This is a genomic window from Eggerthella sp. BIOML-A1, assembly GCF_009875595.1.
GTDB lineage: Bacteria > Actinomycetota > Coriobacteriia > Coriobacteriales > Eggerthellaceae > Eggerthella > Eggerthella lenta.
This window is the reverse complement of sequence record NZ_WWRZ01000004.1, coordinates 123,379-148,646: the sequence shown is the minus strand read 5'-3', so window position 1 is coordinate 148,646 and position 25,268 is coordinate 123,379. Positions and strand designations below refer to the sequence as shown.

24 protein-coding genes are annotated in these 25,268 nt (G+C 67.5%); 21 read left to right on the top strand and 3 right to left on the bottom strand.

What is annotated here, in order from left to right; genetic code table 11:
• Together GT590_RS05900 and GT590_RS05895 are read left to right on the top strand one after the other, a co-directional pair.
• Nucleotides 1-1,772, top strand: a 1,772-nt coding sequence (locus GT590_RS05900; protein ID WP_240133618.1) for an FAD-binding protein, incomplete at its 5' end; no start/stop codon positions are given.
• A 1-nt stretch (nt 1,773) separates the two neighbouring features.
• Nucleotides 1,774-2,499 carry a hypothetical protein gene (locus tag GT590_RS05895; protein WP_086414613.1) on the top strand — a complete coding sequence of 242 codons (726 nt, stop codon included), beginning with the start codon at nt 1,774-1,776 and terminating at the stop codon, nt 2,497-2,499.
• 54 nt (nt 2,500-2,553) lie between these two features.
• Here the strand turns inward: GT590_RS05895 and GT590_RS05890 are convergent, their stop codons facing one another.
• The 3 genes from GT590_RS05890 to GT590_RS05880 all read right to left on the bottom strand — a co-directional run bounded on the left by GT590_RS05890 (nt 2,554) and on the right by GT590_RS05880 (nt 7,603).
• Nucleotides 2,554-3,504: a Fic family protein gene (locus GT590_RS05890; RefSeq protein ID WP_009304471.1), complete on the bottom strand. Its 951-nt coding sequence runs from the start codon at nt 3,502-3,504 to the stop codon at nt 2,554-2,556.
• 157 nt (nt 3,505-3,661) lie between these two features.
• Nucleotides 3,662-4,600 (bottom strand): MarR family transcriptional regulator, encoded by a 939-nt coding sequence (locus tag GT590_RS05885; RefSeq protein WP_086414612.1) that lies wholly within the window; start codon nt 4,598-4,600, stop codon nt 3,662-3,664.
• Nucleotides 4,601-4,912: 312 nt separating this feature from the next.
• Nucleotides 4,913-7,603, bottom strand: a complete 2,691-nt coding sequence (locus tag GT590_RS05880; RefSeq protein ID WP_086414611.1) for a cation-translocating P-type ATPase — start codon at nt 7,601-7,603, stop codon at nt 4,913-4,915.
• 214 nt (nt 7,604-7,817) lie between these two features.
• Between GT590_RS05880 and mtnA the strand changes: the two genes are divergently transcribed.
• The 19 genes from mtnA (at nt 7,818) to GT590_RS05785 (ending at nt 25,220) form a co-directional block, all read left to right on the top strand.
• Complete coding sequence (gene mtnA, locus GT590_RS05875; RefSeq protein WP_086414610.1) at nt 7,818-8,882, top strand: S-methyl-5-thioribose-1-phosphate isomerase; 1,065 nt, start codon at nt 7,818-7,820, stop codon at nt 8,880-8,882.
• A gap of 44 nt (nt 8,883-8,926) precedes the next feature.
• A complete protein-coding gene (locus tag GT590_RS05870) occupies nt 8,927-9,970 on the top strand; it encodes a deoxyguanosinetriphosphate triphosphohydrolase (RefSeq protein ID WP_009304467.1) in 1,044 nt (347 codons plus the stop codon).
• Between the two features lie 65 nt (nt 9,971-10,035).
• Complete coding sequence (locus tag GT590_RS05865) at nt 10,036-10,722, top strand: AzlC family ABC transporter permease (protein ID WP_009304466.1); 687 nt, start codon at nt 10,036-10,038, stop codon at nt 10,720-10,722.
• Complete coding sequence (locus GT590_RS05860) at nt 10,722-11,054, top strand: AzlD domain-containing protein (protein ID WP_086414609.1); 333 nt, start codon at nt 10,722-10,724, stop codon at nt 11,052-11,054. The genes GT590_RS05865 and GT590_RS05860 overlap by 1 nt, the downstream gene beginning before the upstream one ends.
• 192 nt (nt 11,055-11,246) lie before the next feature.
• Nucleotides 11,247-11,594, top strand: coding sequence for a 50S ribosomal protein L19 (rplS, locus tag GT590_RS05855; RefSeq protein WP_009304464.1), 348 nt, complete (start codon nt 11,247-11,249; stop codon nt 11,592-11,594).
• A gap of 142 nt (nt 11,595-11,736) precedes the next feature.
• Complete coding sequence (locus GT590_RS05850) at nt 11,737-12,525, top strand: ribonuclease HII (protein WP_086414608.1); 789 nt, start codon at nt 11,737-11,739, stop codon at nt 12,523-12,525.
• 307 nt (nt 12,526-12,832) lie between these two features.
• Entirely contained in the window at nt 12,833-13,354 is a 522-nt protein-coding gene (locus GT590_RS05845) for a YraN family protein (RefSeq protein WP_086414607.1), read from the top strand.
• Nucleotides 13,351-14,850: a YifB family Mg chelatase-like AAA ATPase gene (locus tag GT590_RS05840; RefSeq protein WP_086414606.1), complete on the top strand. Its 1,500-nt coding sequence runs from the start codon at nt 13,351-13,353 to the stop codon at nt 14,848-14,850. Before GT590_RS05845 ends, GT590_RS05840 begins: the two co-directional genes overlap by 4 nt.
• Nucleotides 14,847-15,764 carry a DNA-processing protein DprA gene (gene dprA, locus GT590_RS05835; RefSeq protein ID WP_086414605.1) on the top strand — a complete coding sequence of 306 codons (918 nt, stop codon included), beginning with the start codon at nt 14,847-14,849 and terminating at the stop codon, nt 15,762-15,764. The genes GT590_RS05840 and dprA overlap by 4 nt, the downstream gene beginning before the upstream one ends.
• Before the next feature lie 15 nt (nt 15,765-15,779).
• Entirely contained in the window at nt 15,780-16,046 is a 267-nt protein-coding gene (locus tag GT590_RS05830) for a DUF4160 domain-containing protein (RefSeq protein WP_009304457.1), read from the top strand.
• An 11-nt stretch (nt 16,047-16,057) separates the two neighbouring features.
• Nucleotides 16,058-16,354 (top strand): DUF2442 domain-containing protein, encoded by a 297-nt coding sequence (locus GT590_RS05825; RefSeq protein ID WP_009609143.1) that lies wholly within the window; start codon nt 16,058-16,060, stop codon nt 16,352-16,354.
• Nucleotides 16,355-16,383: 29 nt separating this feature from the next.
• Nucleotides 16,384-17,817, top strand: a complete 1,434-nt coding sequence (trmFO, locus tag GT590_RS05820) for a methylenetetrahydrofolate--tRNA-(uracil(54)-C(5))-methyltransferase (FADH(2)-oxidizing) TrmFO (protein WP_086414604.1) — start codon at nt 16,384-16,386, stop codon at nt 17,815-17,817.
• Nucleotides 17,814-18,785, top strand: a complete 972-nt coding sequence (locus tag GT590_RS05815; RefSeq protein WP_009304452.1) for a tyrosine recombinase XerC — start codon at nt 17,814-17,816, stop codon at nt 18,783-18,785. Before trmFO ends, GT590_RS05815 begins: the two co-directional genes overlap by 4 nt.
• Nucleotides 18,786-18,993: 208 nt before the next feature.
• Complete coding sequence (locus GT590_RS05810) at nt 18,994-19,488, top strand: hypothetical protein (protein WP_009609141.1); 495 nt, start codon at nt 18,994-18,996, stop codon at nt 19,486-19,488.
• Between the two features lie 153 nt (nt 19,489-19,641).
• Entirely contained in the window at nt 19,642-20,118 is a 477-nt protein-coding gene (locus GT590_RS05805) for a hypothetical protein (protein ID WP_009304447.1), read from the top strand.
• Between the two features lie 115 nt (nt 20,119-20,233).
• Nucleotides 20,234-20,902: a response regulator transcription factor gene (locus GT590_RS05800; protein ID WP_086414603.1), complete on the top strand. Its 669-nt coding sequence runs from the start codon at nt 20,234-20,236 to the stop codon at nt 20,900-20,902.
• 37 nt (nt 20,903-20,939) lie between these two features.
• Nucleotides 20,940-21,968, top strand: a complete 1,029-nt coding sequence (locus GT590_RS05795) for a HAMP domain-containing sensor histidine kinase (RefSeq protein ID WP_035578284.1) — start codon at nt 20,940-20,942, stop codon at nt 21,966-21,968.
• 230 nt (nt 21,969-22,198) lie between these two features.
• Nucleotides 22,199-23,038: an ABC transporter ATP-binding protein gene (locus GT590_RS05790; protein ID WP_009304441.1), complete on the top strand. Its 840-nt coding sequence runs from the start codon at nt 22,199-22,201 to the stop codon at nt 23,036-23,038.
• Nucleotides 23,028-25,220, top strand: coding sequence for an FtsX-like permease family protein (locus tag GT590_RS05785; protein ID WP_086414602.1), 2,193 nt, complete (start codon nt 23,028-23,030; stop codon nt 25,218-25,220). Before GT590_RS05790 ends, GT590_RS05785 begins: the two co-directional genes overlap by 11 nt.
• Nucleotides 25,221-25,268 lie beyond the last annotated feature (48 nt).

Below are 25,268 nucleotides of genomic sequence, written 5' to 3'. Positions count from 1 at the left end.
CCGCCGCGGCCGCGGCGGCGGTGCCGGGCGCGGCCTATGCGGTGCCGGAGGGCGTGATCGGCGACTGGGCGGCCGATGGGTCGAAGGCCGTCGACGTGCCCGACAGCGCCGTCACCAACGCCTCTTGGTCGGACGGCACGTATCGCGAGCACAACGGCGCGGCGTTCCCGGCGGACGATGCAAGCCCTATCCCTCCGCGCGCGGTGCCCGCGACATGGGATTACGAGTGCGACATCTGCGTGGTGGGCGCGGGCGGCGGCGGCTTGAACGCGGCGGCGCGCGCGGCCGAGCAGGGCGCGCGGACCATCTGCGTCGAGGCTATGGGCCTGCACGGCGGCAACGCCCAGGAGGCGGGCATGTGCGCCATCCTCGGCGGATCGAAGCTGCAGGAGTCGAAGCGTTTCGCGTTCCCGTCCTACCCCTTCGACGCGCGCAAGCTGGCCGATTGGGCCATCGACGAGTACCATTACGCGTGCGACCCGCTGCTCATCCACCGCATCGCCGAGGCGGGCGGCACGTGCATCGACTGGATGGCCGACTGCGGCGTCCGGTGGCGCTTGGGCGAGGTGCCGGTGTACGTGGCGCCGAAGAACTCGACGCTCGACCACCATGTGCTCAAGATGAAGGACGCCACCGACGCCATGTTCAGCTTCGGTCAGAAGCACGGCGTGCAGTACCTCTTCCAAAGCCCGGCGGAGGCGCTCGTGCAGGACGGCGACGGGAGGATCGTGGGCGTGGTGGTGCGCGAGGATTACGGCGCGGAGAAGTACATCCACGCCGAACGCGCCGTCATCCTCACGGCGGGCGGCTTCTGCAACAACAAAGCCCTGTTGGAGCGCTACATCCCCACGGCGGCCATGGGCTGCGCCTCGAGCTACCTCACGGCGGGCGAGACGGGCGAGTGCTTCCGCATGGGCTTGGGCGTGAACGCCGACGTGTCGGGCTTCAACAGCTCGGCCAGCTTCGACGGCGGCGTCGATTGGGAGGCCGAGGGCGGCCAGTGGGCGCGCTTCCTCTACGACGGCATGACGCAGCTGTCGCGCCAGCCGTGGTTCACCGTCGACCGCTGCGGCAACCGTCTTCGCTACATGGACAGCCGCGTGGGCGAGGACGGCGCGAACGCCATCTACGCGCTGGGCGATCTGGCCACCATCCAGATGACGCCGCCGGGGCACCGCTCCTACATCGTCTTCGACGCGCACTACGAGGATCATCTGGCCGGCTTCGCGCAGGAGCATTGCCGCAAGCTGATCACGCCCGACCTCGAGCAGATCGACAAAGTGCCCGAGCATTATCGCGACTGGCACCACGGCGTGCAGGACGCCATCGACGCCGACGTGCTGAAGAAGCGCGACTCGCTGGAGGAGCTGGAGCGCGACCTGGGGTTCGCCCCCGGCGTGCTGGTAGAGGCCGTGGAGAAGTGGAACGCGTGCTGCGAGCGCGGCGAGGACGACTTCATGTATCCCATGCCTCCCGAGTGGCTGCACGCCATCAAGGACCCGCCGTTCTACGGTTGCCGCATCGGCGGAAACCTGTACGGCACGAAGGCGGGCCTCATGATCAACGACGAGATGCAGGTGATCTCGACCAAGGGCACCGTGATCCCCGGCCTGTACGCGGGCTGGCACACGGCCGGCGGCGCGTGCGGCGAGAACAGCTACATCGGCGACCCTATCCTGGGTTCGCTGTTGGGCGACGTGAGCCTGGCGTTCTGCGGCGGGTACTTGTGCGGCACGTACGCCGTCGCCAACGAGATGAAGGGAGGGGAGTAGCATGAAAGAGCAGTTGAAGGGCATGGCGCGGCCGTATGCGATGCTGTTTATGATCGCGCTCGCTGTGGCGATCGTGGGGCGCATCGGGCTGGCCGTGATGGACTTGACCGGAACGCTTTCCTACGACTACATCTCGGCGGCCGACGTGCCCATCCTCGACGTCGTGTGCTCCATCCTGACCGGGTCGGCGCTCGTGGCGTTCATGTACGCGGCGTCGCTGGCGATGGTCGTGTCCACGGCGGGCGTCGCGCTGCACGGTCTGCTGTTCGCGCGCCGCAGCGAGGGCGCGGGCAGGCCGGCGACGGCGTTTCTGTGGGGCTGGGCGACGGCGCTTGCGGCCATCGTGTGCCTGCTGATCACGGTGAGCGGGATACTCTCGGCCGTGCAGGTGGCGTCCATGAGCTCGAAGCTGCCCTCCCTGCCGTTGCTCGTGCTGGCGCTCGTGGGGTTCGCGGCGTTTCTCGGCACGCTTCTGGGCGCAGCGTCCATGACGGTGTGCGCTTGCCTCGCGCGGGCGCGCGACGAGAAGCGCGCAGGCTGGAACCTGGTGCTCGCGGCTTTCGTCTGCGGTCTCGTGGTCATGGTTCTCACCGTGGGCACGTTCTCGGCCGTCAACTCGGCCAGCATCCAGCTGGGCACGGTGGGAGCATGGTTCGCCGCCGACGTGGTCGTGAACCTGGCCATCATGTTCGGGATGGGCGCGCTGGTGAAGAAGGGTCGCGCGTAGCATGGAATCCCGGTCGCGCTTCTCCTTTCGGACAGGGGGAAGCGCGGCCTTCTTTTAGGAAATATCCCAGTGTCCGGCGCGTGGGCTTCCGACGCGCCGGACGCGCCCGCTTTCCTTGAGCGAAGCTATGGCGCGCTCCGTCGTGCGTCTTGCCAGGCCGACGGCTTCCGCGATCTCGGAGACCGTGATCGAAGGGTTCTCGGCCATGAGGCTCAGGATGCTATTCCTCAGCCCGTCCTCTCGACGCTCTTCCGTGCAGAAAGGCTCCATCGCATCGCGGATGGCCGAGAGCATGAAGGCTACGAAGGCGGTCGAGGATCCGGTCGCGTTCGATTCGTTCAATGCGGCGTAGTACGCGTCTTGGCGCTCCCGGATCATGCTTTCGATCGGCAGCCAGGCGAGCACGGAGCGCCATCGAGCCAGCAGCAGCGTGTGCCAGAGCCTTCCGATGCGGCCGTTTCCGTCGGAGAACGGGTGGATGAATTCGAACTCGTAATGGAATACGCACGAAGCGAGAAGCGGGTGGAGCTTCGTCGAACCCAGCCATTCGAACAGGTCGGCCATAACTTCGGGAACGTAGGATGCGGGGGTTCCGGCATGGATCAATCGATCCCCGTCGTATACTCCTGCGTTTTTCGTCCGGAAGGTTCCCGCGTCCTTGCGCAGGCCTTCCATCATGACGCCGTGGGCCTCGAGGAGGTCGTCCATGTTGCGCGGATCCCAGTTGCCGAGCAAGTCGTATGCTCGTTTGGCATTCCGGACCTCCCGGATATCGTCGGGCGGACCGAAGACGCGCCGGCCGTCGATGATATCGGTCACCTGCTCCATTGTGAGCGTGTTCTGCTCGATAGCCAGAGAAGAGTGTATGGTTTTGATACGCAGCTCGCGATGGAGGACGGGCGAGGAGGACAGCGCGGAGTCGGGTGCGAGCCGTCCCACCATCTCGGCGATATCCAAGGCGGTTGCAGTAATCTTGTCGGTGGGGTCGAAGGGCGGTTCGTACACCAGAGGCCTCCTCTCGAATATTTTTACCGCCAGTATTTTACCGCCAATGGCGGTAAAAAGAAAGTGCGAGCGTCTTGCTCGTCTTTTTTCCGGTGCGGAGAAGGTTTTTGCATGCGGAAGTCTGGCATCGGCGATCCATGCGCAGACGACGTGCGCGTCAGTCGATGGGCTGGAGGAGGCCGAGGGCGGCTTTGCGCTCGGCCTCCTTGCGCGCTTGGACGTCGGCGATGACGATGCGCCAGGTGCGGGCGAGCGCGCAGCGCTGCCGGTCGTCGAGCCTGCTCCACAGGTGCTTGCGCGCAAGCAAGGCGACGGTGCGCGCGATGACCTTCCGCTGCCGCTCGCCCTGGGGTGTGGCGGCGGCGAACACGGCCTTTCGGTCGCGGGGGCTGGCCAGGCGCTCCACCCATCCTCTCTCGGCCAGGCCGTCTACCGCCCGTGCGACGGCGACGGCCGTCATCTGCAGCTGCGACGCCAGGTCGCCGATGCGCAGCGGCTCGCCCACCTCGCCGAGGCGCTGCAGCACGCGGCATTCGCTGAGAGACGCGCCGCACGAGGCCCGCAGGGCGCTTTCCATCGCACGCTTCACCAGTTCCAGCGACACGAGCGCCCGCGAAGCAGCGTAGCGGCCGGGCGTCTCGCCGGGCGGCGGCGCCTCGATGCTCGCGCCGGCCGCGATGGAGGCTTCGAGGATGGTGCGGTGGGCAGCGTCTTCGGTGGGGAACAGGGCGTAGAGGCGCTCGACGAGCGCGTCGTTGGCCTGCGCCACATGGCTTGCTCCGGCGTCGGTGATGCCCACGGTGCGCACGCGCCTATCGCCGTCGCCGGCGCGTCGGCGCGTCGCGTACCCGGCGGCTGCGAGCGCGTTCACGGCCTGCGTCACCACGTTCGGTTTGAGGTCGAGCATCTTTCCGAGGCTGGACTGGTCGATGCCGTCCGGGCCTGCGGACAGCAGCTTCACCAGCACGCGGTACTGCGTCACGCTGAGGCTGCTGGCCTGCGCCAGCCCGCTTTTGAGCGCGCGATGGGTGAGGTCGAACGCGACGAAGAACGTCGAGTCGAGAGAAAGGTCGCGCTCGGTTTCGATCCCGCCCATGCTCAACCCCCTCCTTTTTTCGCGCGCTCTGCAGTTCGTTCATCGGTGAAACGATATTGTAGCGTGAGCATGAGCGGTTCGGGGAAAACCCATCAGAGCGCCACTTCGCCGTCGCCGAAGGCAAAGCAGCGACGAGGGACGAACGCGCATGCGCCCGAGCAGCAAGCCTTTCCTTCGCATGCACGTTTTTGTCAAGCATGTACGGGCATTCCGACCCGTTTTCCTTGTCAAAAGCGTGCATGTAGGCAATACGCCGTTCGTGCACGGCGGCGCTCTCGCGCGCGAGGATGCCCTTTTCCGGCGACTGCGCGCTTAGCGGCGCGCGCGCCAGCGTCCGATGGCCTTCGCGATTTCGGTCTGCACGACGGACAGCAGGGCGAAGCCCACCACGAGCGCCCACTGACCGAGGTCCATCGTCGTGCCGCCGAACGCTTCGATGAAGGGCGGCACCAGCAGCACGACCAGCATGAGCGCGATGCTGGCCGCCGCAGCGAGCCCCAGCTGGCGGTTGCGGGCGCCCTCGCGGTCCCAGACTGGGTCGGTGGCGGAGCGCTGGTTCAGGGAGCGCAGCACCTGGGAGAATCCCAGCACGCCGAACGCCATCGTGCAGCCCAGCTCGTAGCTGCCCGCGTTCTGGCCGATCACGAAGGCGACCAGCGCGAGCGCCGCGATGAACACGCCCTGGAAGATAACGCGGCGCGCTAGCGGGCCGTCCAGCAGGTTGTTCACGCGCATGGGCGGGTGCTCCATGATGTGGCGGCTGGCGGGCTCCACGCCCAGCGCGAGCGCGGGCAGCGAGGCGGTTGCCAGGTTCACCCACAGGATCATGACGGCGGTGAGCGGCGCGTTCCAGTTCAAGGCCACGGCGGTGAGCAGCACCACGATCTGAGCCACGTTGTCGGCCACGAGGAAGGAGACCACCTTCTGGATGTTGCGGAACACCCGGCGGCCCTCGCGTACGGCGTAGACGATGGTGGTGAAGCGGTCGTCCATGAGGATCATGTCGGAGGCGTCCTTCGCCACGTCGGTGCCCGTGATGCCCATGGCCACGCCGATGTCGGCGGCTTTGAGCGCGGGCGCGTCGTTCACGCCGTCGCCCGTCATGGCGCACACCTCGCCGGCATGCTGCAGCGCGCGCACGATGCGCAGCTTGTGCAGAGGCGACACGCGGGCGAACACCGAGGTGTTGCGGGCCGCCTCGTCGAGCGCCGCGTCGTCCATCTCGTCGAGCTCGGCTCCCGTGACCACGAGGTCGCCGGGACGGAAGATGTCCAGCTCGCGGCCGATGGCGCGCGCGGTGGAGGCGTGGTCGCCCGTGATCATGACGGTGCGGACGCCGGCGGTGCGGCAGGTTTCCACGGCCTGGCGCACGTCGGGCCGCGGCGGGTCCATCATGCCGACGAGGCCGATGAGCACGAGATCGCGTTCGATGTCCTCCTCGTCGCCGGGCACGCCGGGCAGGGCGCGGGTGGCGAATGCCAGCACGCGCAGCGCCTCGTCCGAGAGCCGTTGCGCCACGGCCAGCGCGCGGGCGCGATCCTCGTCGGTCATCGGCCGCGGGCCGTCCTCGTCCATGATGAAGGCGCAGCGGGGCAGCAGCGAATCGATCGCGCCCTTCACGGCGGCCACGATCTCGCCGTCGCGCTCGTGCACGGTGGACATGCGCTTGCGGTCGGAGTCGAAGGGGCGCTCGGCCAGGCGCGGGTAGGTCGAGCGCAGCGCGGTCGGGTCGATGCCGTTGTCGCGCGCCAGCACCAGCAGCGCGCCCTCGGTGGGGTCGCCGATGAACGCCTGCGCCCCCGGCGCGCCCTCCTCGGCGGGCGCGAACGCGGCGTCGTTGCACAGCACGGCGGCGAACGCGAGGTAGCCGAACAGGTCGGGGTGCTCCTCGAGCGCCTCGGCGGGCTCGAGCGCCTCGTCGCGGTCGAGGTCGGGGCCCAGCGACACGCGCACGACGCTCATGCGGTTCTCGGTGAGGGTGCCCGTCTTGTCCGTGCAGATGACGGTGGCGCCGCCCAGCGTCTCGACGGCCGGCAGGCGGCGCACGAGCGCCTCGTGGCGGGCCATGCGCTGCACGCCCAGCGCCATGGTGATGGTGGCGGTGGCGGGCAGGCTCTCGGGGATCACCGAGATGGCCAGCGACACGGCCAGCAGCAGCAAGGGGGCGAACGGGCGGCCGTAGGCCAGGCCGACGGCCAGCACCGCCAGCGCCGCCGCCACGCCCACGATGGTGAGGATCTTGCCGAACGAGGCCAGCTTGCGCTTGATGGGTGTGTCCAGCTCCTCGTCGCCTTCCAGCATGCCGGCGATGTGCCCGACCTCGGTTCCCATGCCCGTGGCCACCACGATGCCCGCCCCGCGTCCCGCGGTGACGATGGCGGTGGCGAACGCCATGTTCGACCGGTCTCCCAGCGGCGCGCCGGGCAGAACCACGGTGGAGGCGTCCTTCTCGACGGGCACCGACTCGCCCGTGAGCGCGGCTTCCTGCATGCGCAGCCCGGCCGCTTCGACCAGACGCAGGTCGGCGGGCGCCATGCTGCCGTCGCCCAGCTGCACGAGGTCGCCCGGCACGAGGTCGCGCGCGGGCACCACCATCTCCACGCCGTCGCGGACGACGCGCGCCTCGGGCGCGCTCATCGATCTTAGCGCTTCGAGCGAGGACTGCGCCTTGCGCTCCTGCACGATGCCGATGACCGCGTTCACCACCACGATGGCGAAGATGATGCCGGCTTCGGCCCATTCCTGCAGAAGCGCCGACAGCACGGCCGCCACGAGGAGGATGAGGATCATGGGGTCGGTCAGCTGCTCGCGCGCCATCTGCGCCAGCGTGCGCGGCGGCTTCGCGTTCAGCTCGTTGGGGCCCGTCTCGGCGAGGCGGCGCGCGGCCTCGAGCTCGCTCAGCCCTTCGAGCGAGGAGTCGAGCTCGAGGAGGACGTCGGAAAGGGGCTCCGCCTGCCAGGGTCGGGATGCGGGCGGTTTGACGGGTGCTTGAGTGTTCGGCATGGAGCTTCCTTTGCGCGGTCGTTGCGACGGTGTTCGCTTCCACGATACCCGTCCGCGGCTCGCGTCGATCGAACCGTCACGAGCCGGTTGCCAATCGGACGGTCGATCGTTCGGAGGGCATTCCCCGTCCCGTCGGTCGGCGCGGCGCGACGTCCTCTCGCCGCGCTCGGGCGCTTTCCGTTAGAATGGTGGTCTCCGAAGGAAAGGAAGCCCCGTGACCGCGAACCTCCGACTCGACCGTCTCCCGCGCACCGTGGAGCTGGCGCGCGCCGCCGACGGCGCCGCGACGCTCGCCTACGTCGACCAGCGCCTGTTGCCCGGCAAGCTCGCGATCGAGCGAACCGCGGATTGGGGGGCGGTGGTGGACGCGATCAAGACGCTCGCGGTGCGCGGCGCGCCCGCCATCGGCGTGGCGGGCGCCGCTGCCGTGGCGCTTTGGGCTCGGGAGGCCGCCGGCGGCGCCACGGGCGCGGGCGAGGTTTCCGCATACCGCGCCGCGCTCGAGCGGACGGCCGAGGAGATCGCCTGCGCGCGCCCGACCGCGGTGAACCTGCGCTGGGCGGTCGAGCGCGTGCTGGGCCGCGCGCGTGTTGCGCTCGACGGGGGCGCGGCTCCTGCGGCCGTGGCCGACGCCCTGTTCGCGGAGGCGAAGCGCATGGAGGCCGAGGACGAAGCCGCGAACCGCGCCATCGGCGCGCACGGAGCCGCGCTGCTGCGGCAGGGCAGCCGCGTGCTCACGCACTGCAACGCCGGAAGCCTGGCGACGGCGTTCTACGGCACGGCGCTCGGCGTGGTATACGCCGCGGCCGAGCAGGGCAAGATCGAGCGCGTGTACGCCGACGAGACGCGCCCAGTGGGGCAGGGCGCGCGCCTCACGTCGTGGGAGCTGGCGCGCGCGGGCGTTCCCTGCACGCTCGTCTGCGACAACATGGCCGCAAGCCTCATGGCTAAAGGAGAGGTGGACGCCGTGATCGTGGGAGCCGACCGCATCGCCGCCAACGGAGACGCGGCGAACAAGATCGGCACGTACGGCGTGGCCGTGCTCGCCCGCCATCACGGCATCCCGTTCTACGTGGCCGCGCCCACCTCCACCATCGACCCCGCAATCGCGGACGGCTCGGGCATCCCCATCGAAGAGCGCGATGCCTCCGAGGTCCTGCCCGTCGCGATCGAGGGCGTCGAGGTGTGGAACCCGGCCTTCGACGTGACGCCGGCCGGCCTCATCACGCGCATCGTCACGGAGCGCGGCGCGTTCGAGCCGGATAAGTTGGTATACTGATCCTGCAGGTCGCCGACGGACGGGCGACGGAAAAGGAGGGCCTTATGCGCATCATCCATCGCGAGGACCAAGAGCAGCGCGAGCACGTGGAGCTTTCCCGCGACGCGGCGTTCGCCGACGAGAGCGACGGCCGCGACCGATCCGCCGAGCCCGACATCCTGCGCACCGACTACCAGCGCGACCGCGATAAGATCCTCCACACGAAGTCCTTCCGCCGCCTGTCGCACAAGACGCAGGTGTTCCTGGCCGCCGAGGGCGACCACTTCCGCACCCGTCTCACGCACACGCTGGAGGTGGCGCAGATCGCCCGCACCATCGCCCGCGCGTTGGGGCTGAACGAGGATCTCGCCGAGGCTATCTCGCTCGGCCACGACCTGGGGCACACGCCCTTCGGGCATACGGGGGAGGAGGCGCTCGCGCGCTGCCTGGCGCGCCACAAGGGGATCGACCCGGCATCGCCCGAGGCGGAGGCGCTCTACCGCCACAACGAGCAGAGCCTGCGCGTGGTCGAGCGCATCGAGAACGGCGGCAAGGGACTGAACCTCACGTCCGAGGTGCGCGACGGCATCCTCAACCACACCGGCGACCTGCGCGCCGAGACGCTGGAGGGGCGCATCGTGGGCACGGCCGACCGCATCGCGTACGTCAACCACGACATCGACGACGCCATCCGCGCGGGCATCCTGCGCGAGGTCGACCTGCCGGCGTCGACGCACGCCATGCTGGGCCCCGACCATTCGTCGCGCATCGAGACGCTCGTGCTCGACATGGTGGAGACGTCGGCCGCCGTCGACGACATCCGCATGAGCGACGCGGTGTGGAACGCCATGATGGAGCTGCGGTCGTTCCTGTTCGAGCGCGTGTACAGCGCCCCTGCCGTCACCGACGAGGTGGCGAAGGCGACGCACCTCGTGGACGACCTGTTCGACTACTACGTGGCGCACACGGGCGAAGTTCCGCAGGAGTACCGCGCCATCTCCGAGGGCGACGACCTGCGCGCCGTCACCGACTTCATCGCCGGCATGACCGACCGCTACGCCAAGAACCTCTACCAAAGGCTGTTCATCCCCAACGCGCTGCATTACTAGGTTCCCTCGGCCTAAGGACATTTCTTCGTTGCGCAGGTGCACAAGAATTGTATAATCGTCTAACTATGCTTTCCGGGGATCACATCAGGCAATCGTTTTCGGCGGCGCTGCCCATCATGCTGGGCTACGTCGCCATCGGCATACCCTGCGGCATCCTGAGCGCTTCCATCGGCATGAACGAGCTGCAGGTGTTCCTGCTGTCGGCCGTGTTCTACTCGGGCGCGGGCCAGTTCATGATCCCGAACATGTGGCTGGCCGGCTCGCCGCTCGCGTCCATCATCGCCAGCGTGTCGCTGGTGAACACACGCCAGATGCTGTACTCGGCCTCGTTCGCGCCGCGCTGCGAGCGTGTGAAGAAACGCCTCGCGTTTCTGTTCGCGGCTACGGTGACCGACGAAAGCTACGGTGTGAACACGGCGAAGTTCGAGGAGGGCGGCTGGTCGGTTGGCCGCGCCACGCTCGTGAACCTTTTCTCGCAAAGCTCGTGGGCGCTGTCGAACGTGGCCGGCGTGCTCGTGGGCAACGCCGTGGGCATCCCGCTGGCCATAGCCTCCTTCGCCATGACGTCCATCTTCATCTGCCTGCTCGTCACGCAGAAGGTGACGCCGGCCAACGTGGTGGCTGCGGCGTTCGCCATCCTGGGCGTGTACACATGCAAGACCATCGGGCTTTCGGGCCCCGCCATACTCGTGGGCGCGCTCGTGGGCGTGATGGCGGCGCTGCTGTTCACGTGGGCGAAGGAGCGCGGCTGATGGAACCGATGGGCTGGGGCGATTACTTCATCGTGCTGGGGTGCTGCGCAATCACCATGCTGGTCTGCCGCGTGGTGCCGCTGTTCGTTCTCAAGGGCAAGGAACTGCCGGAAGGGGTCGGGCAGGCGCTCGGCTTCATTCCGCCGGCTGCGTTCGCCGCGCTCGTCGCGAACGACCTTTTGACGCCCGGCATGTTCGACGCAGGCCTGTGGCCGGCAGCCGCACCCCTGATCGCCGCGCTTGCGGTGGCTCTCGTCGCCTGGAAGACGAAATCGCTTCTGTGGTGCGCCGTCTCGGGTGTGGCCGCGTACGCGCTGCTCATGCTCCTGTAGAGGCCGTGCGCATCGGAAGACCGGGCCGGAAGCGCGGCGGAATTCGGCATTATGCGTGGAGAGCCCAAGTTTTTGCGCATGTGCCCAGGTTTTTCCTTGCAGTACCGTTCCGTTGACGGTATACTATCCAATCGTGTCTTTACTAGACGACATGCAATTAGGTTTCATTGAATATATAAGAAGGAACGGGTCATGGATATCATTCGCGCCATCGAACAGCAGCAGATCAAACAGGACGTCCCCGAGTTCAACGTCGGCGACAACGTGAAGGTTCACTACCGCATCACCGAGGGCAACCGCGAGCGTATCCAGGTGTTCCAGGGCGATGTCATCCGTCGCCAGGGCGCTTCGAATCGCGAGACGTTCACCGTTCGCAAGATCAGCTTCTCCATCGGCGTGGAGCGCACCTTCCCCGTGCACTCCCCGAAGATCGAGCGCATCGAGGTCGTGCGTCAGGGTGATGTGCGCCGCGCCAAGCTGTACTACCTGCGCAAGAAGGTGGGCAAGGCCGCGAAGATCAAGGAGAAGGCGTACCGCTAGGCCTTCTATACGCTTCAGATTTGCAGGAACCCCCGTCGTCCTTCCGGACGGCGGGGGTTCCTTTTTTACAGGGGCGGGCGAGGCCGCGCAGCGCCTTTCTGGTATCATGGTCGGTCGAAGAAGAGCATGTCGAGGGGGATTCATGGGACCGACCGTCGCCGATATCAAGCAACGTCTGCACGAGGCCGACGAGCGCGAGTTCGCGGTGCTCGAGCGCTCGCTCGTGGCCGACGCGCGCAAGGGCGTGCGCGACGCCGTGGAGCGGGCTCGGGCGCGTCTGGCGGCCGAGGCGGCGGAACGGCAGCGACTGGCATCGTTGTACGCGTTCGAGCGCGCGCTGGCTGCAGGGCGCGGCGACGGCGTGATCGTAGGTCTCGACGAGGTGGGGCGCGGGCCGCTCGCCGGGCCTTTGGCTGTGGGCGCGGTGGTGCTGCCCGCCGAACCGTTCATCGAGGGCCTCAACGACTCCAAGCAGGTGAGACCTGAGGCGCGCGAGCGCATCGCCGTGCAGGTGAAGGCCGTGGCCGTGGCCTGGACGGTCGAGTACGTGGAGGCGTCCGACATCGACGCTTGCGGTATGACGGCCTCGCTCGCGCTGGCGTTCCGACGCGCGATCAGACGCATCGAGGAAGCGGGCGTGCGCCCCGACGTGGTGTTGCTCGACGGCAACCCGATGCGCCTCGACGAGCGCGAGGTGAACGTGGTGAAGGGCGACGGGAAATGCGCCTCGATCGCCGCCGCCTCCATCGTGGCGAAGGTGGAGCGCGACGCGCTCATGTGCCGCTACGCCGAGGAGTACCCCGAATACGGCTTCGACGCCTGCAAGGGCTACGCGAGCGCGGCCCATATCGAGGCCATCAAGCGCTACGGTCTCACGCCCATCCATCGCGCAACGTTCTGCACGGCCTTCACGCAACCTGCCCTGTTCTAGCGCCTCCGCGTCCTTCCACACGTTTCCACCGCTGCGTTTTCCACGCTTGCGAGCCGTTCGGCGCGCCTTCGGGTGCAAGCTGGACGGCTTTTCCATCTGCGGCTTCTCTTCGGTGCGGAATCTGCGTCGAAAGCGCATGGACGATACGTTCGATCCGCGTTGGAAACGGAGGCAAGGCGCGTGTCATTCGCATGGAAACGGCGTGTCTTTCCGGGAAGGTTTCGCAGTGCGTTTCGCTGGATACGTGCCATCGCCGCGTAAGACGGCATCCTTATCATGGAAGCACAGACGAAAGGGGCGTGGTGCCATGTATCAGGATACGGCGGCAACGATCGAATGGCAGGACGGCGAGCAGGCGACGTGCGGAAAGAAGGCCGGCGCGGGCGAGCGGCGAGGAGTAGGCTCGGGGGCCAAGCGGCGTGCGAAACGGGGCGAACGGGCGCAGGATCGCGAGAAGACGGTGGGGGAGCGCAACGCGGAGCTGGGGCGTAGAGGCGAGGACGCCGCCGCTCGCTTCCTCGACCGGCGCGGCTACGAGATCGTCGAGCGCAACTGGACGTGCGCGGCGGGTGAGGCCGACATCATCGCGCGCGACGGCGACAGCGTCGTGTTCGTGGAGGTGAAGACCAGGTCGAGCTGCGACTACGGCATGCCGGCGGAAGCGGTGGACGAGGCCAAGCGCGACCGCTACGAGCGCATCGCGGCGCTGTTCCTGCAAGGCTTCCACGTGGTGGACGTGCCGGTGCGCTTCGACATCGTGTCCATCGTGGCGATCTCGCCCGACCGCGCGATGATCCGCCACCACATCAACGCGTTCTCGGGCCGATGAGCGTGCGGGGGCAGTGCGTCGTGCAGTCCGCGACGCTGCGCGGCGTGGAAGCCGTTCCGGTCGATGTCGAGGTGGTCATGGCGAACGGGATTCCCGGCTTCTCCATCGTCGGCCTGGCCGACGCCTCCGTGCAGGAATCGCGCGAGCGGGTGAAGGCGGCGCTGCGCTCGTGCGGCTTCTCGCTGCCGGCCAGCAAGGTGGTGGTGAACCTGGCGCCGGGCGTCCTGCGCAAGACGGGGTCGGGGTTCGACCTGCCCATCGCGGCGGGCATCCTGTGCGCTTCGGGGCAGTTAGACCCGCGCGCGGTGCGCGGCCAGCTGTTCGTGGGCGAGCTGTCGCTCGAGGGGGCGGTGCGCCCGGTGGCCGGGCTGCTGGCCTACGCGCTGTGCGCGCAGCGGTTGGGCGTCGACCTCGTATGCGCGCCGGTCGACCAGGGTTTCGTCGCGCTCGACGGGTTGGTGCGCCGTGCGGCGAAGTCGCTGGCGGGGTTCAGGACGGGCCCGTTCCCGGCCGTGGCCGGCGCGGCGAAGCCGAGCAGTGCGCCCGCGCTTGACTTCCGGGACATCGCCGGCCACGACATGGCGAAGCGCGCCTTGCAGATCGCGGCGGCGGGCGGCCACGGCGTGCTGATGACGGGACCGCCCGGTTCGGGCAAGACCATGCTTGCGTCGAGGCTGCCGTCCATCCTGCCGCCGCTGTCGGAGGCCGAGGCCATCGAGACGGCGGTGGTGCACTCGGTCGCCGGCGAGGAGGTGGAACCGATCCTGGGCGGGGTGCGGCCGTTTCGCAGCCCGCACCACTCGGCCACGTTGGCGGGGCTGGTCGGCGGCGGCTCGCCCTTGCGTCCCGGCGAGATATCGCTCGCGAACAACGGCGTGCTGTTCCTCGACGAGCTCGCCGAGTTCAGCCCGTCTGTTCTCCAGGGCATCCGCCAGCCGCTGGAGTCGGGGCGGATCACCCTCACGCGCGCCGACGGCAACGTCGACTTCCCGGCGCGGTTCATGCTGGTGGCGGCCACCAACCCGTGCCCCTGCGGCTACTACGGCGACGAGGAGGAGCCGTGCACGTGCACGCACCGGCAGATGCAGCTCTACCGCAACCGCATCGGCGGACCCATCATGGACCGCATCGACGTGCATATCGCGGTGCGCAGGATCCCGCCCGGCGAGGTGCTGGCCACCGGGCACGGCACGAGCTCCGAGGAGCTGCGCCGCGATGTGCTGCGCGCGCGGGAGTTCGCGTCGTGGCGGCGCGCGCGAAACGGGGAGGACGACAAGGCGCTCACGTCGGAGGCGCTTGTTCGGGCCTGCGCGCTGACGACGCAGGACGAGGGCTTCCTCGAGGGCGCGGCGAAGGCGGGGCGCCTGAGCGGCCGCGCCATCATGCGCACGCTCGCGCTCGCGCGCACGATAGCCGACATGGAAGAGAACGCCCGCGTGGAGCGCAGCCATCTGTGCGAGGCCATCGGCTTCCGCCTGCGCGAGGGGGAATCGTGAGCGCGCTCGCTGGCGAGCGCACGGTGCTCGCCAGCGGCGGAGAAGGCTTCCCTTCTGCGCTGGAAAGCGTGGCGCAGCCGCCGGATCGGCTGTACGTGGTAGGCGATCCTTTCGCGCTCCAGGAGGGCATCGCCATCGTGGGCGCGCGCAGGGCCACGCCGTACGGGCGCGGGTGCGCCAAGCGCTTCGCGGCCTTGGCCGCCCGGCGCGGCATCGTAGTGGTGTCGGGCGGGGCGCGCGGCTGCGACGCGGCGGCGCATGCGGCCGCGCTGGAGGAGGGCGGGCGCACGGTGGCGTTTCTGGGCGGCGGGTGCGACCGGCTGTACCCCGCCGAGCACGAGGGGCTGTTCCAGCGCATCGTCGACGAGGGCGGGGCGGTGGTCTCCGAGCACGCGTGGGACGAGGACCCCAAGCCGTACCGTTTCCGCCTGCGCAACCGCCTCATCGCCGGGCTCGCCCGCGCCACGCTCATCGTGGAGGCGGGACTGCCGTCGGGAACCTTCTCCACGGCCGACGAGGCGCTGGCGGCGAACCGTGACGTGCTCGTGGTGCCCGGCGCCATAACGGCCGTGTCCTCGCGCGGCGCGAACCGCCTCATCTACCAGGGCGCGACGCCCGTCATCGACGACGAGACGTTCGAGGATGCGCTGTTCTCGCTGTTCGGATGCCTGAAGCAGGAGACCGTCCCTTCCGTCGAGCGCACCGGTGCGCCGCGTGCGGACGAGCCGTCGAACCCGGTGGCGGACGCGCTGCGCGCCGAGCCGCTGAGCATGGAGCAGCTCTACGCGATCGCCGCCTCATCGTGCGGCGGGGAGGATGCGCGATCCTGGCTCATGGAGCGCCTCGTCGAAGCCGAGCTCGCCGGCACCGTCGCCCGCCACCCCGACGGCCGCTGGGGTCCGGCGGTGAGATGAGAGAGGAGGAGCGCGATGACGACGTTATCCATGTTCTACGGCATCGTGATCATTATGTATAATGAGGCGGACGGCAGGCACCATACGCCTCATATCCATGCTCGGTTCGCGGAATTCGAATGCTCTATCGATTTCGAAGGCAGGGTTTTCGACGGCCGTTTCCCTCCTCGAAAGCTCGCGTTGCTCCGAGCATGGATCGTGCTTCATCAAGAGGAGCTGGAGGCCGATTGGAAGCTCATGAGCGAGGGGCTTGCCGCATTTCGGATCGATCCTTTGCGATAGGCGGTGGTAGCATGTGGTATCCGGTGCTCGATGAAGAGCGCGGGATGGTGATGAACAAAAGCCAACCCGATCTGGTTGAGGTCGTTGCCGAAGGAGGCTGCCTTCTGCTGCTGGAGTTTGAAACGGGCGAGCTTCGCCGGCTCGACGTCTCGTCGTTCCTCAAACGCGGAGGCGCGTATGAACGGCTGCGGGACGACGAGTATTTGAAGCTCGTTCGGATCATCGACGGCGGGATGGCGCTTGGATGGCCGGACGGCCAGGAAGTGTATCCGGAGGCCCTGTTCGCGATGAGCGAGCGCGTTCGGTAAGAAACGCGCGTAGTTTCGAGGGTTTCCGGATGCGCTGGAGCCTGTGTTTTGCTATCCTAGTCGGCATGTCTCAATCAGTAACCATAGTAGGGGCCGGGCTCGCTGGGAGCGAGGCGGCCTTGCAGCTCGCCGATCGTGGCGTGCGGGTCCGTTTGGTCGAAATGCGCCCGAAGACGCCCACGCCCGTTCATGTCACGGGATGCTGCGCCGAACTCGTGTGCTCGAACTCCTTGAAAAGCGAGAAGCCCGACAGCGCGGCCGGCATGCTGAAGCGCGAGTTGGCCGAGCTGGGATCGCAGCTGTACGCCCAGGCCAAGCTGCATGCCGTGCCCGCAGGCGGTGCGCTGGCCGTCGACCGGACGGCGTTCGCCGAGGCGGTGACCGCCCTCGTGGAGGCGCATCCGCTCATCGATCTCGTGCACGATGAGATCGTCGACCTCGTTCAAGCCGCCGAGGGCGCCGATGCGCTCGTGGTGGCCGCAGGGCCGCTCGCGTCCGACGCGCTGGCCGCGTCGCTTTCCCGGCTCGCCGGCGAAGAGCACCTGGCCTTCTACGACGCCGCCGCCCCTATCGTCATGGCCGATTCGCTCGACTACGCGAAGCTGTTCCTCCAGAGCCGCTACGAGGACGCCGCCGCCGATGCGGGCGACTATCTGAACGCGCCGTTCTCTCGCGAGGAATACGACGCCTTCGTCGACGAGCTCGTGGGCGCCGAGCGCGTGATCCGTCGCGATTTCGAGACGCGCGACTTGTTCCAGGCGTGCCAGCCGATCGAGGAGATCGCCCGCAAGGGACACGACGCGCCTCGCTTCGGCACGCTCAAGCCGGTGGGGCTCACCGACCCGCGCACGGGGCATCGCCCATGGGCCGCGCTGCAGCTGCGTGCCGAGGACGCGCACGGCTCCAGCTACAACCTCGTGGGGTTCCAGACGAACCTCACCTTCCCTGAGCAGCGCCGCGTGTTCCGCCTCATCCCCGGGCTCGAGAACGCCGAGTTCGCGCGCTACGGCGTGATGCACCGCAACACGTTCGTGGACGCGCCTCGCCTGCTGGACGAAAGCCTGCGCCTGCGCTCGCCTGAGGCGGAGCGCCTCGGGGTTCCGGTGCACCTTGCCGGTCAGATCGCGGGCACCGAAGGGTACTGCGAGGCTATCCGCTCGGGGCTCCACGTCGCCTTCGCCGTGGCCGCTGAGCTTCGCGGCGCGCAGGCGCCCGCGCTCCCGTGCGAGACGGCGTTCGGCGCGCTTCTGGCTTACGCCACCGATCCCGCCGTCAAGGACTACCAGCCCATGCACGTGAACTTCGGCATTCTGCCCCCGTTCGAGCAGCGCATCCGCAACAAGCGCGACCGCTACGCCGCCTACGCCGAGCGCGGCGCCGAGGCGCTCGCGGCGTATGAGGCCGAGCTGGCCGCGCGCGGCCTCGCGCCCGACGCGGGCGGCTGGCCGAAGGCATCCTCATGACTGCAGACGGTGCCTCGTCGTCCCTGCGCGTCGATCCTCTCGACTGCGACCCGCGCATCGTCGAGCTGATCGACGCGTTTTGCCACGCCATGCGCGTGGAGCGCAACGCCTCGGTGCACACGTTGCGCGCCTACCGCATCGATCTTATGGACTTCGCGCGTTGGGCGTGCCGCGAGCGCATCGACATCCTCGCTGCCACGCATCGCCAGTTGCGCCGTTACCTGGGCGAGCTCGACCGCGCACAGTACTCGCGCACCACGGTGAACCGCCGCCTGTCGGCGCTGCGCAGCTTCTTCCGCTGGCTCAACGTCACCGGCATCGCCGACGAGGACCCCGCGAGCATTCTGCAGGGGCCCAAACAGCCGAAGAGCCTGCCGCACGTCATCCGGGCGTCGGACATGGTGAAGCTGCTGACGGTGTACGGCAAGCGCGACGCGGCCGGGCGCGAGCGCGAACAGTCGTCCGTGGATGCGCGGAACCTCGCTCTGCTGGAATTCCTGTACGCATGCGGCGCCCGCGTGTCCGAGGCGTCCGGTCTGCTTGCGGCCAACGTGGATTTCGGAAGCGGGCAGGTGAAGGTGTTCGGCAAGGGGTCGAAGGAGCGCATCGTGCCGTTGCACGACATGGCCGTGTCGTCCATGCGCGCCTATGCCACGTGGGCCCGCCCGCTGATCCTGCGCGACCGCACCTGCGACTACTTCTTCGTGTCCACGCGCGGCAACCGCATGGGCACCGACGCCATCCGCAAGATGTTCAAGGACGCGCTGCGCCAGGCAGGTCTGGACGAGTCGCTCTCGCCGCACGATATGCGCCATACCTTCGCCACCGATCTGCTGGACGGGGGCGCCGACCTGCGCAGCGTCCAGGAGATGCTGGGACATGCCAGCCTGTCCACCACGCAGATCTACACCCATCTTTCCCCCGGCCGCCTCAAGCAGGTGCACGCCCGCACCCACCCCCGAGGATAGAGCACCGTGTCGAACCACCCGTCCCTTTGACACGCTTTCCGTCCCCTGGTGCGCGCTTTTCCGGTTCCCGGCCGGTTGCGGAGCTGTGACCGCTTCCTGACGGTCGCCGCGCGCCGCGCAGCCTTCCCGCCTGTTCCTCCACAATCGGGTGCATTCGTCGTACATGCTCGCGATGTGCGCGTTGCGCACCGACCATAAGGAGGTTTCCATGAGCAAGAAGAAGATGCGGGCGTTCGCCGGCGCGATGGCCGTCGTGCTCGCTTTCGTACCGTTTTTGAGCGGCTGCGCGGCCAACGACGCCGAGGACAACCCGCAGGCCCAGCAAGAGCTGAACGCCGACGAGCAATCGCGCAACGAGGCCGAGGGCTCCATCGGCGAGACCGTGCAATACGGTCAGGTCATGGCTATGAACGGTTCTACGGCCACGGTTGTGGTAGGCACCCTCGCCAATGCGAACGACGGCAGCGGCTCGCAGGCTTTCAACGCGGGTCAGGACGAGATAACCTTCGACGAGGGAGACGTTTCCATCGTCGATGAATCGGGCGCCGAACTCGAGGGCCGCACCCTTTCCGCCGACGACGTCATCGTCATGCGCGGCACGGGATCGGGCACCGACTTCAAGCCCACGACCATCGAGATCCTCGACGTTGCAGGCGCGGGAACGAATGCCGACGATGCTCGCGTTCCCCAGGGCGTCAAGTAGCGCGTCGACGCCGCGCCGCAGGCCGATATCGCGCTATGGAGAACGTCGGCGCGCCCTTGCCCCCGTCGAGTTCGAGCCTATAATGTTCAGATGCCCGCGCGCGGCCTCCGCGTCGCGGGCGTTTGGATACAAGGCGCATCGAAGGAGCATGACATGCAGCTGCTGAAGGTTTCGACCGACAAACTTCTGCTCGTCGCCGGCATCGTGTGGCTCATTGCCGGCGCGAACATCGTGAACATCGGTCTTTCGGCTTTCCTGGACGAGACCGGGTGGCTGTTCTGGGTCTTGATAGGGGGGACCCTCCTCATATTCGTGCTGTTCCATATCTTCGTGTTCACCAAGATGGTTGGCAAGCATGCGAGCAGGATCAGGGGCTACGAGGAAGACAAAACCCACCTGTTCAAGTTCTTCGACAAAAAGGGCTACATCATGATGGCCATCATGATGGGCGGCGGTATCGCCTTGCGCGCATCGGGCGTCGTGCCCGAGTGGTTCATCGCGTTCTTCTATACGGGGTTGGGCGCTGCGTTGGCGGTTGCGGGCGTCAGCTTCATACTGCGTTACTTCAAAAGCTCGAAGCCTGCGTGTCCGGCGATGCCCGGCACGTACACCAAACATCATAAGGAATAGCTTCGGGGCGGCAACGAAACGGTTACGCCTCGCCGACGGAAGCGCTTCGCTGCGTACCATGGGGAGGTATCGAAGTCGAGGGAGCCGTCTTATGCGGACGGTGTGAGGAGGGCGAATGGCACGGATATTCGTCGTGGAAGACGACGCGTCGTTGCGCGAGGAGCTTATGCGCCTGCTCGAACTGCAGGGTCATACCGCGCTGACCGGCACCGCCTTCGACCGCATCGTGGACGATGTTTTGGCGGCTGCGCCCGACTGCGTGATCCTCGACCTCAAGCTTCCCGGCACGGGCGGCCATACGGTCTGCCGCGATCTCAGGCGCTCGAGTCAAGTGCCCGTCATCATGCTCACGTCGTCCGACAGCGAGTTCGACGAGGTTCTGAGCATGAACCTCGGCGCCGATGACTACGTCACGAAGCCTTACAACCCAGCCGTGCTTCTTGCGCGCATCCAATCGGTTCTGCGCCGTACGCAGCGTACCGAGCCGCCGACGCGTATCGAGCATCGAGGCGTGGTGCTGGACGTGGCGCGCGGGCGGGTGGAGCACGGCGGACGTTCCGTCGACCTGACGCGCAACGAGCTGAAGATCCTCCACATGCTCATGGCGAATCACGATGCCATCATCTCGCGCCAGGAGCTGATGGTGGAGCTGTGGCAGTCCGATGCGTTCATCGACGACAACACGCTGACCGTCAACATCAACCGTTTGCGCAAGAGCCTGGCGAGTATCGGCGTGCCCGACGACTTCCTCGTCACGCGCCGCGGGCAGGGATACGTGGTGTGATGCGCGCGCCCCGACGACTCCGGGGGTGCCGTGCGCGATGAGCCCGGCAGCCTTTCTCAGGGATCGTGCCCTTTCCGTCGCCGTCGCCATCGTGTGCGCGATCGCGATCGGCTCCGTGGTCGCCGTGCTCGGTGCCGGTCCGGACGCCTCGGTGCTGGCGGCATGCATCGTGCTGGCATGCGCGGCCTTCGCCCTGACGGTGGACTACGCGCGTCGTCGCGCGTTTTACCGCGATCTCGAACAGGTGGTGGGAGACCTCGACCGCACCTATTACGCAACGGCGCTCATAGAACCTCCCGACTTCCTGGAAGGACGCCTGGCTTACGAGGCCCTGCAGGCGACGGGGAAGGCCGCCGCCGACGACGTGGCCGCGCACAAGCAGCAAGCCGAAGCCTACCGCGATTACATAGAGCTGTGGATCCACGAGATCAAGACGCCTATCGCCGCGGCGGCGCTCATGGCCTCAGGCTTGCACGGTCCCCAGGCCGCACGGATCAAGGGCGAGCTCGACCGTATCGAGGGCTACGTGGAGCAGGCGTTGTACTATGCGCGCTCCACCTCGCTCGTCCAGGACTATGCCATCCGCGAGACGAGCCTCGCCGAGGCCGTGCGGGAGGCGCTGCGGAAGCATGCGCGCTTCCTCATCGAGCGCGGCGTGGCGCCGACGGTAGACGTGGACGAAGACGTTCGCGTGTTCGCCGACGTGAAGTGGCTCGCTTTCGTCATCGGCCAGCTCGTGGCGAATGCGGGGAAATACGGCGCGAGCACGCTGCGCTTCTCGGTGCGGGAGGAGGGAGCGGGGACCAGCGACGCGCGCACGGTGCTCGAGGTGGCCGACGACGGCTGGGGCGTGCCGGCCGGCGACGTGCCTCGCGTGTTCGAGCGCGCCTTCACCGGCGAGAACGGCAGGCGTGCGGGCTCGTCCACGGGCATGGGGCTGTACCTCGTGGCCGAGCTGTGCGCGAAGATGGGTCTCGCCGTGGCGCTGGCCTCGGAAGAGGGGAAGGGCACGCGCGTGCTGCTGGCGTTCCCGCACGACCGCCGCAAGCTCGACCTGCTGTCGTGAAGGGCATGCGCTTCCTCTGTCTTTCGTGCAGCGATAGCGGGAACCGCCGCAGCTGGCACCGCGCGGGATCCTTCGACTCCGGCCTGCGGCCTCCGATCAGGATGACGGCCTGCGGGTTCAGGCCGTGCTGCCTTGCATTTTCGTAAGGTACGCGTCACCCGATTCGATGGCGCCCGGGCGCGCCGCGCCGTAGCATGGTCGAAGACCTGCAAGCGAGGAAGGATACGATCATGACCGAAGTCTACGCGACTCCGCAAACCCAGACGGCGGCGCGCCCCGGAGGCGCGGCTCCGTCTCTCGGCGCCCGTCCCATCCTGTCGGTGCGCCAGATCGAGAAGGTGTACGGCAACCGCGATTCCGTCACCCGGGCCATCAACGACATCAGCTTCGACGTGGCCCCCGGCGAGTTCGTGGGCATCATGGGGCCGTCGGGCTCCGGCAAGACGACGCTGCTGAACTGCGTCGCCACCATCGACACCGTGACGAGCGGGCACATCCTCGTCGACGGGCGCGACATCACGGGCCTGCGCTCCCGCGCGTTGGCGAAGTTCCGTCGCGACGACCTGGGCTTCATCTTCCAGGATTCCAACCTGCTGGACACGCTCACCGGCTTCGAGAACATCGCGCTGGCGCTGACGGTGAAGGGCGAGTCCACCGCCTCCATCAAGCCCCGCGTGCAGGCTATCGCCCGCACGTTGGGCGTGGACGAGGTGCTTGGCAAGTACCCCTACCAGATGTCCGGAGGCCAGAAGCAGCGCATCGCCGCGGCGCGGGCCATGGTCGCCGATCCGAAGCTCGTGCTGGCCGACGAGCCCACGGGCGCGCTCGATTCGCGCAGCGCCACGGTGATGCTGGAGACCCTGTCCATGATGAACGCCGATCTGCACGCCACCATCATGATGGTCACACACGACTCGTTCGCGGCCTCGTTCGCCAGCCGCATCCTGTTCATCAAGGACGGCGCGGTGTTCAACGAGATCCGCCGCGGCGCCACGAGCCGCGGCGACTTCTTCAACCGCATCATGGAAGTGGTGACGTTCCTGGGCGGTGACGTGCGCGATGCTGGCTAAACTCGCTTTCCGCAACGTCCGGCGCTCGGTACGCGACTACGCTATCTACTTCGTCACGCTCGTGTTCGGCGTGGCGGTGTTCTACGCGTTCAACTCGGTGACCGGCCAGTCCATCCTGTTCGACCTCGAGGATACCGCCACGGCCAGCGTGTTCGAGATGACCGGTCAGATGTTGGGGATGTTCAGCGTGGTCATCGCCTGCGTGCTGGGCTTTCTCGTGCTGTACGCGAACGGGTTCCTCATCCGCCGACGCAAGCAGGAGTTCGGCACCTACCTCATGCTGGGCATGAACCCGTCCAGCGTGTCGGTCATCGTGCTTCTGGAGACGGTGGCGGTGGGCCTCGTTTCGCTGGGCGTGGGCCTGGCCTTGGGCTTCGCGTTGTCGCAAGGGCTGTCGTTCGTCACGGCGGGGCTGTTCAACATCCAGATGGAACAGTACCGATTCGTGTTCTCGACCAACGCCTTCCTGCTGACGCTGGGCTGCTTCGTGCTCATCTTCGCCGTGACGGGGCTGTTCAACACGCTGTCCATCCGGCGCTACAAGCTCATCGACCTCTTGTCGGCCCGCTCGAAGAACGCGCGCTTCCGCGTGCGCAACCCCTGGATCAGCCTCGTCGGCTTCCTCGCGGCCGTCGCCGTGATCGCATGGTCGTACGTTACGCTCGTCGACAACGGCCTCATGCAGTTCGACGAAGGGTTCTGGCGGGCCACGGCGCTCATGGTGGCGGGCACGTTTTTGTTCTTCTGGTCGCTCGCGGGCTTCGCGCTTGCGGCGATCGAGCGCACGCGCGGCATCTACTTCAAGGGCCTTGCCATGTTCACGACGCGCCAGATCGCCAGCAAGGTGAACACGGCGTTCGTGTCGCTGTCGGTGGTATGCATCATGCTGTTCTTCTCGCTCACGGTGTTCTCCACGGGCATGGGCCTGGCGCGCGCGTTCAGCGGCAACGTCGAGGAGGGCACGCTGTACGACGCCACGCTCACGGCGAACGTGTACCTCAACGCGGGCGGCATCCACGACGAAGAGGCGCTCGCGAGCATGAGCGAGGAGGATCGGGAGTATCAGCGAGTCGCCGACGAGAAGGCCGCCGCCATCGCTGCGGACGCCGAGGCGTACGATTGGGATATCGCCGCGAAGCTGGCGGACGCTTCGCCGACGTGGGACGCGCTGGTGGATCGCTCGGTGCAGGTCGACGTGTACGTGGACGCCGATGAGAACTATGGCGCGATCATGGATCGCTACGGCAAGGACACGGGCAACGATAAGCAGAACGAGGCGATGCACAGGCAGGGCATCTCGCTGGTCGGGGTCTCGCAGTTCAATGCGCTTGCCGAGCTGACGGGTCGGCCCACGGTGGACGTGGGCGAGGACGGCTACGCCGTGAACAACACGCTCGACGGCATGCAGGGCCTTGCCGAGGCGCTCGCAGGCAAAGGCGAGACCATCCAAGCGGCCGGTCGCACGCTGACGTCGACGGGCGAGCTGCGACGCCAGCCGTTGGAGGACGCCGCGTTCGCTTCGAGCGGCGCCGAGGCGATCGTCCCCGACTCGGTGATCGCCGACCTGCGCGCCCAGGGCGTTGTGCCCGAGCAGTCCGTGCTCAACCTCATGTACAAGACGAGCCGAACCGAAGGCGACAAGCTGCTCGCGCAGATGCTGGGCGAGGCTTCTCCTCCCAGCGCCGAGGTGGCGGCTTCGGGGTGGAAGTTCGGCCCGAAGCCCTGGCCGGTGACGCTCTCGTTCACAGCCGAGGAGGTGGTCGTCCAGTCGAGCGGCATGAACATGATGATCTCGTACCTGGCACTGTACATCGGCTTCGTGTTCCTTATCGCCACGGCTGCCATTCTGGCCATCCAGCAGCTGTCCGAGACCAGCGACTCGTTGGCGCGCTACCGGGTGCTCGCCGAGATCGGCTGCGACCGCCGTATGATCTTCCGGTCGCTGCGCGCGCAGGTGCTCGTGTACTTCCTCGTTCCTCTCGCTTTGGCCGTGTGCCATACCGTATGCGCCGTCGGCGTCATCAGCGATGCGGTGCTCGCGCAGCTGGGCGTTTCGGTACTCGAGCCCGCGCTGATGACCGGCGTGCTGACAGGCATCGTGTACGGGGCGTATCTCCTGGTCACGCACTTCGCCAGCCGCAGCATCATCCGCGCTTCGCTTGGCAAGAAGCTGTTGGGCTAGGAAGAGGGGCCGGTTGGCGGCCTCGTCGGCTTGCGTCGGAGCCGCCTC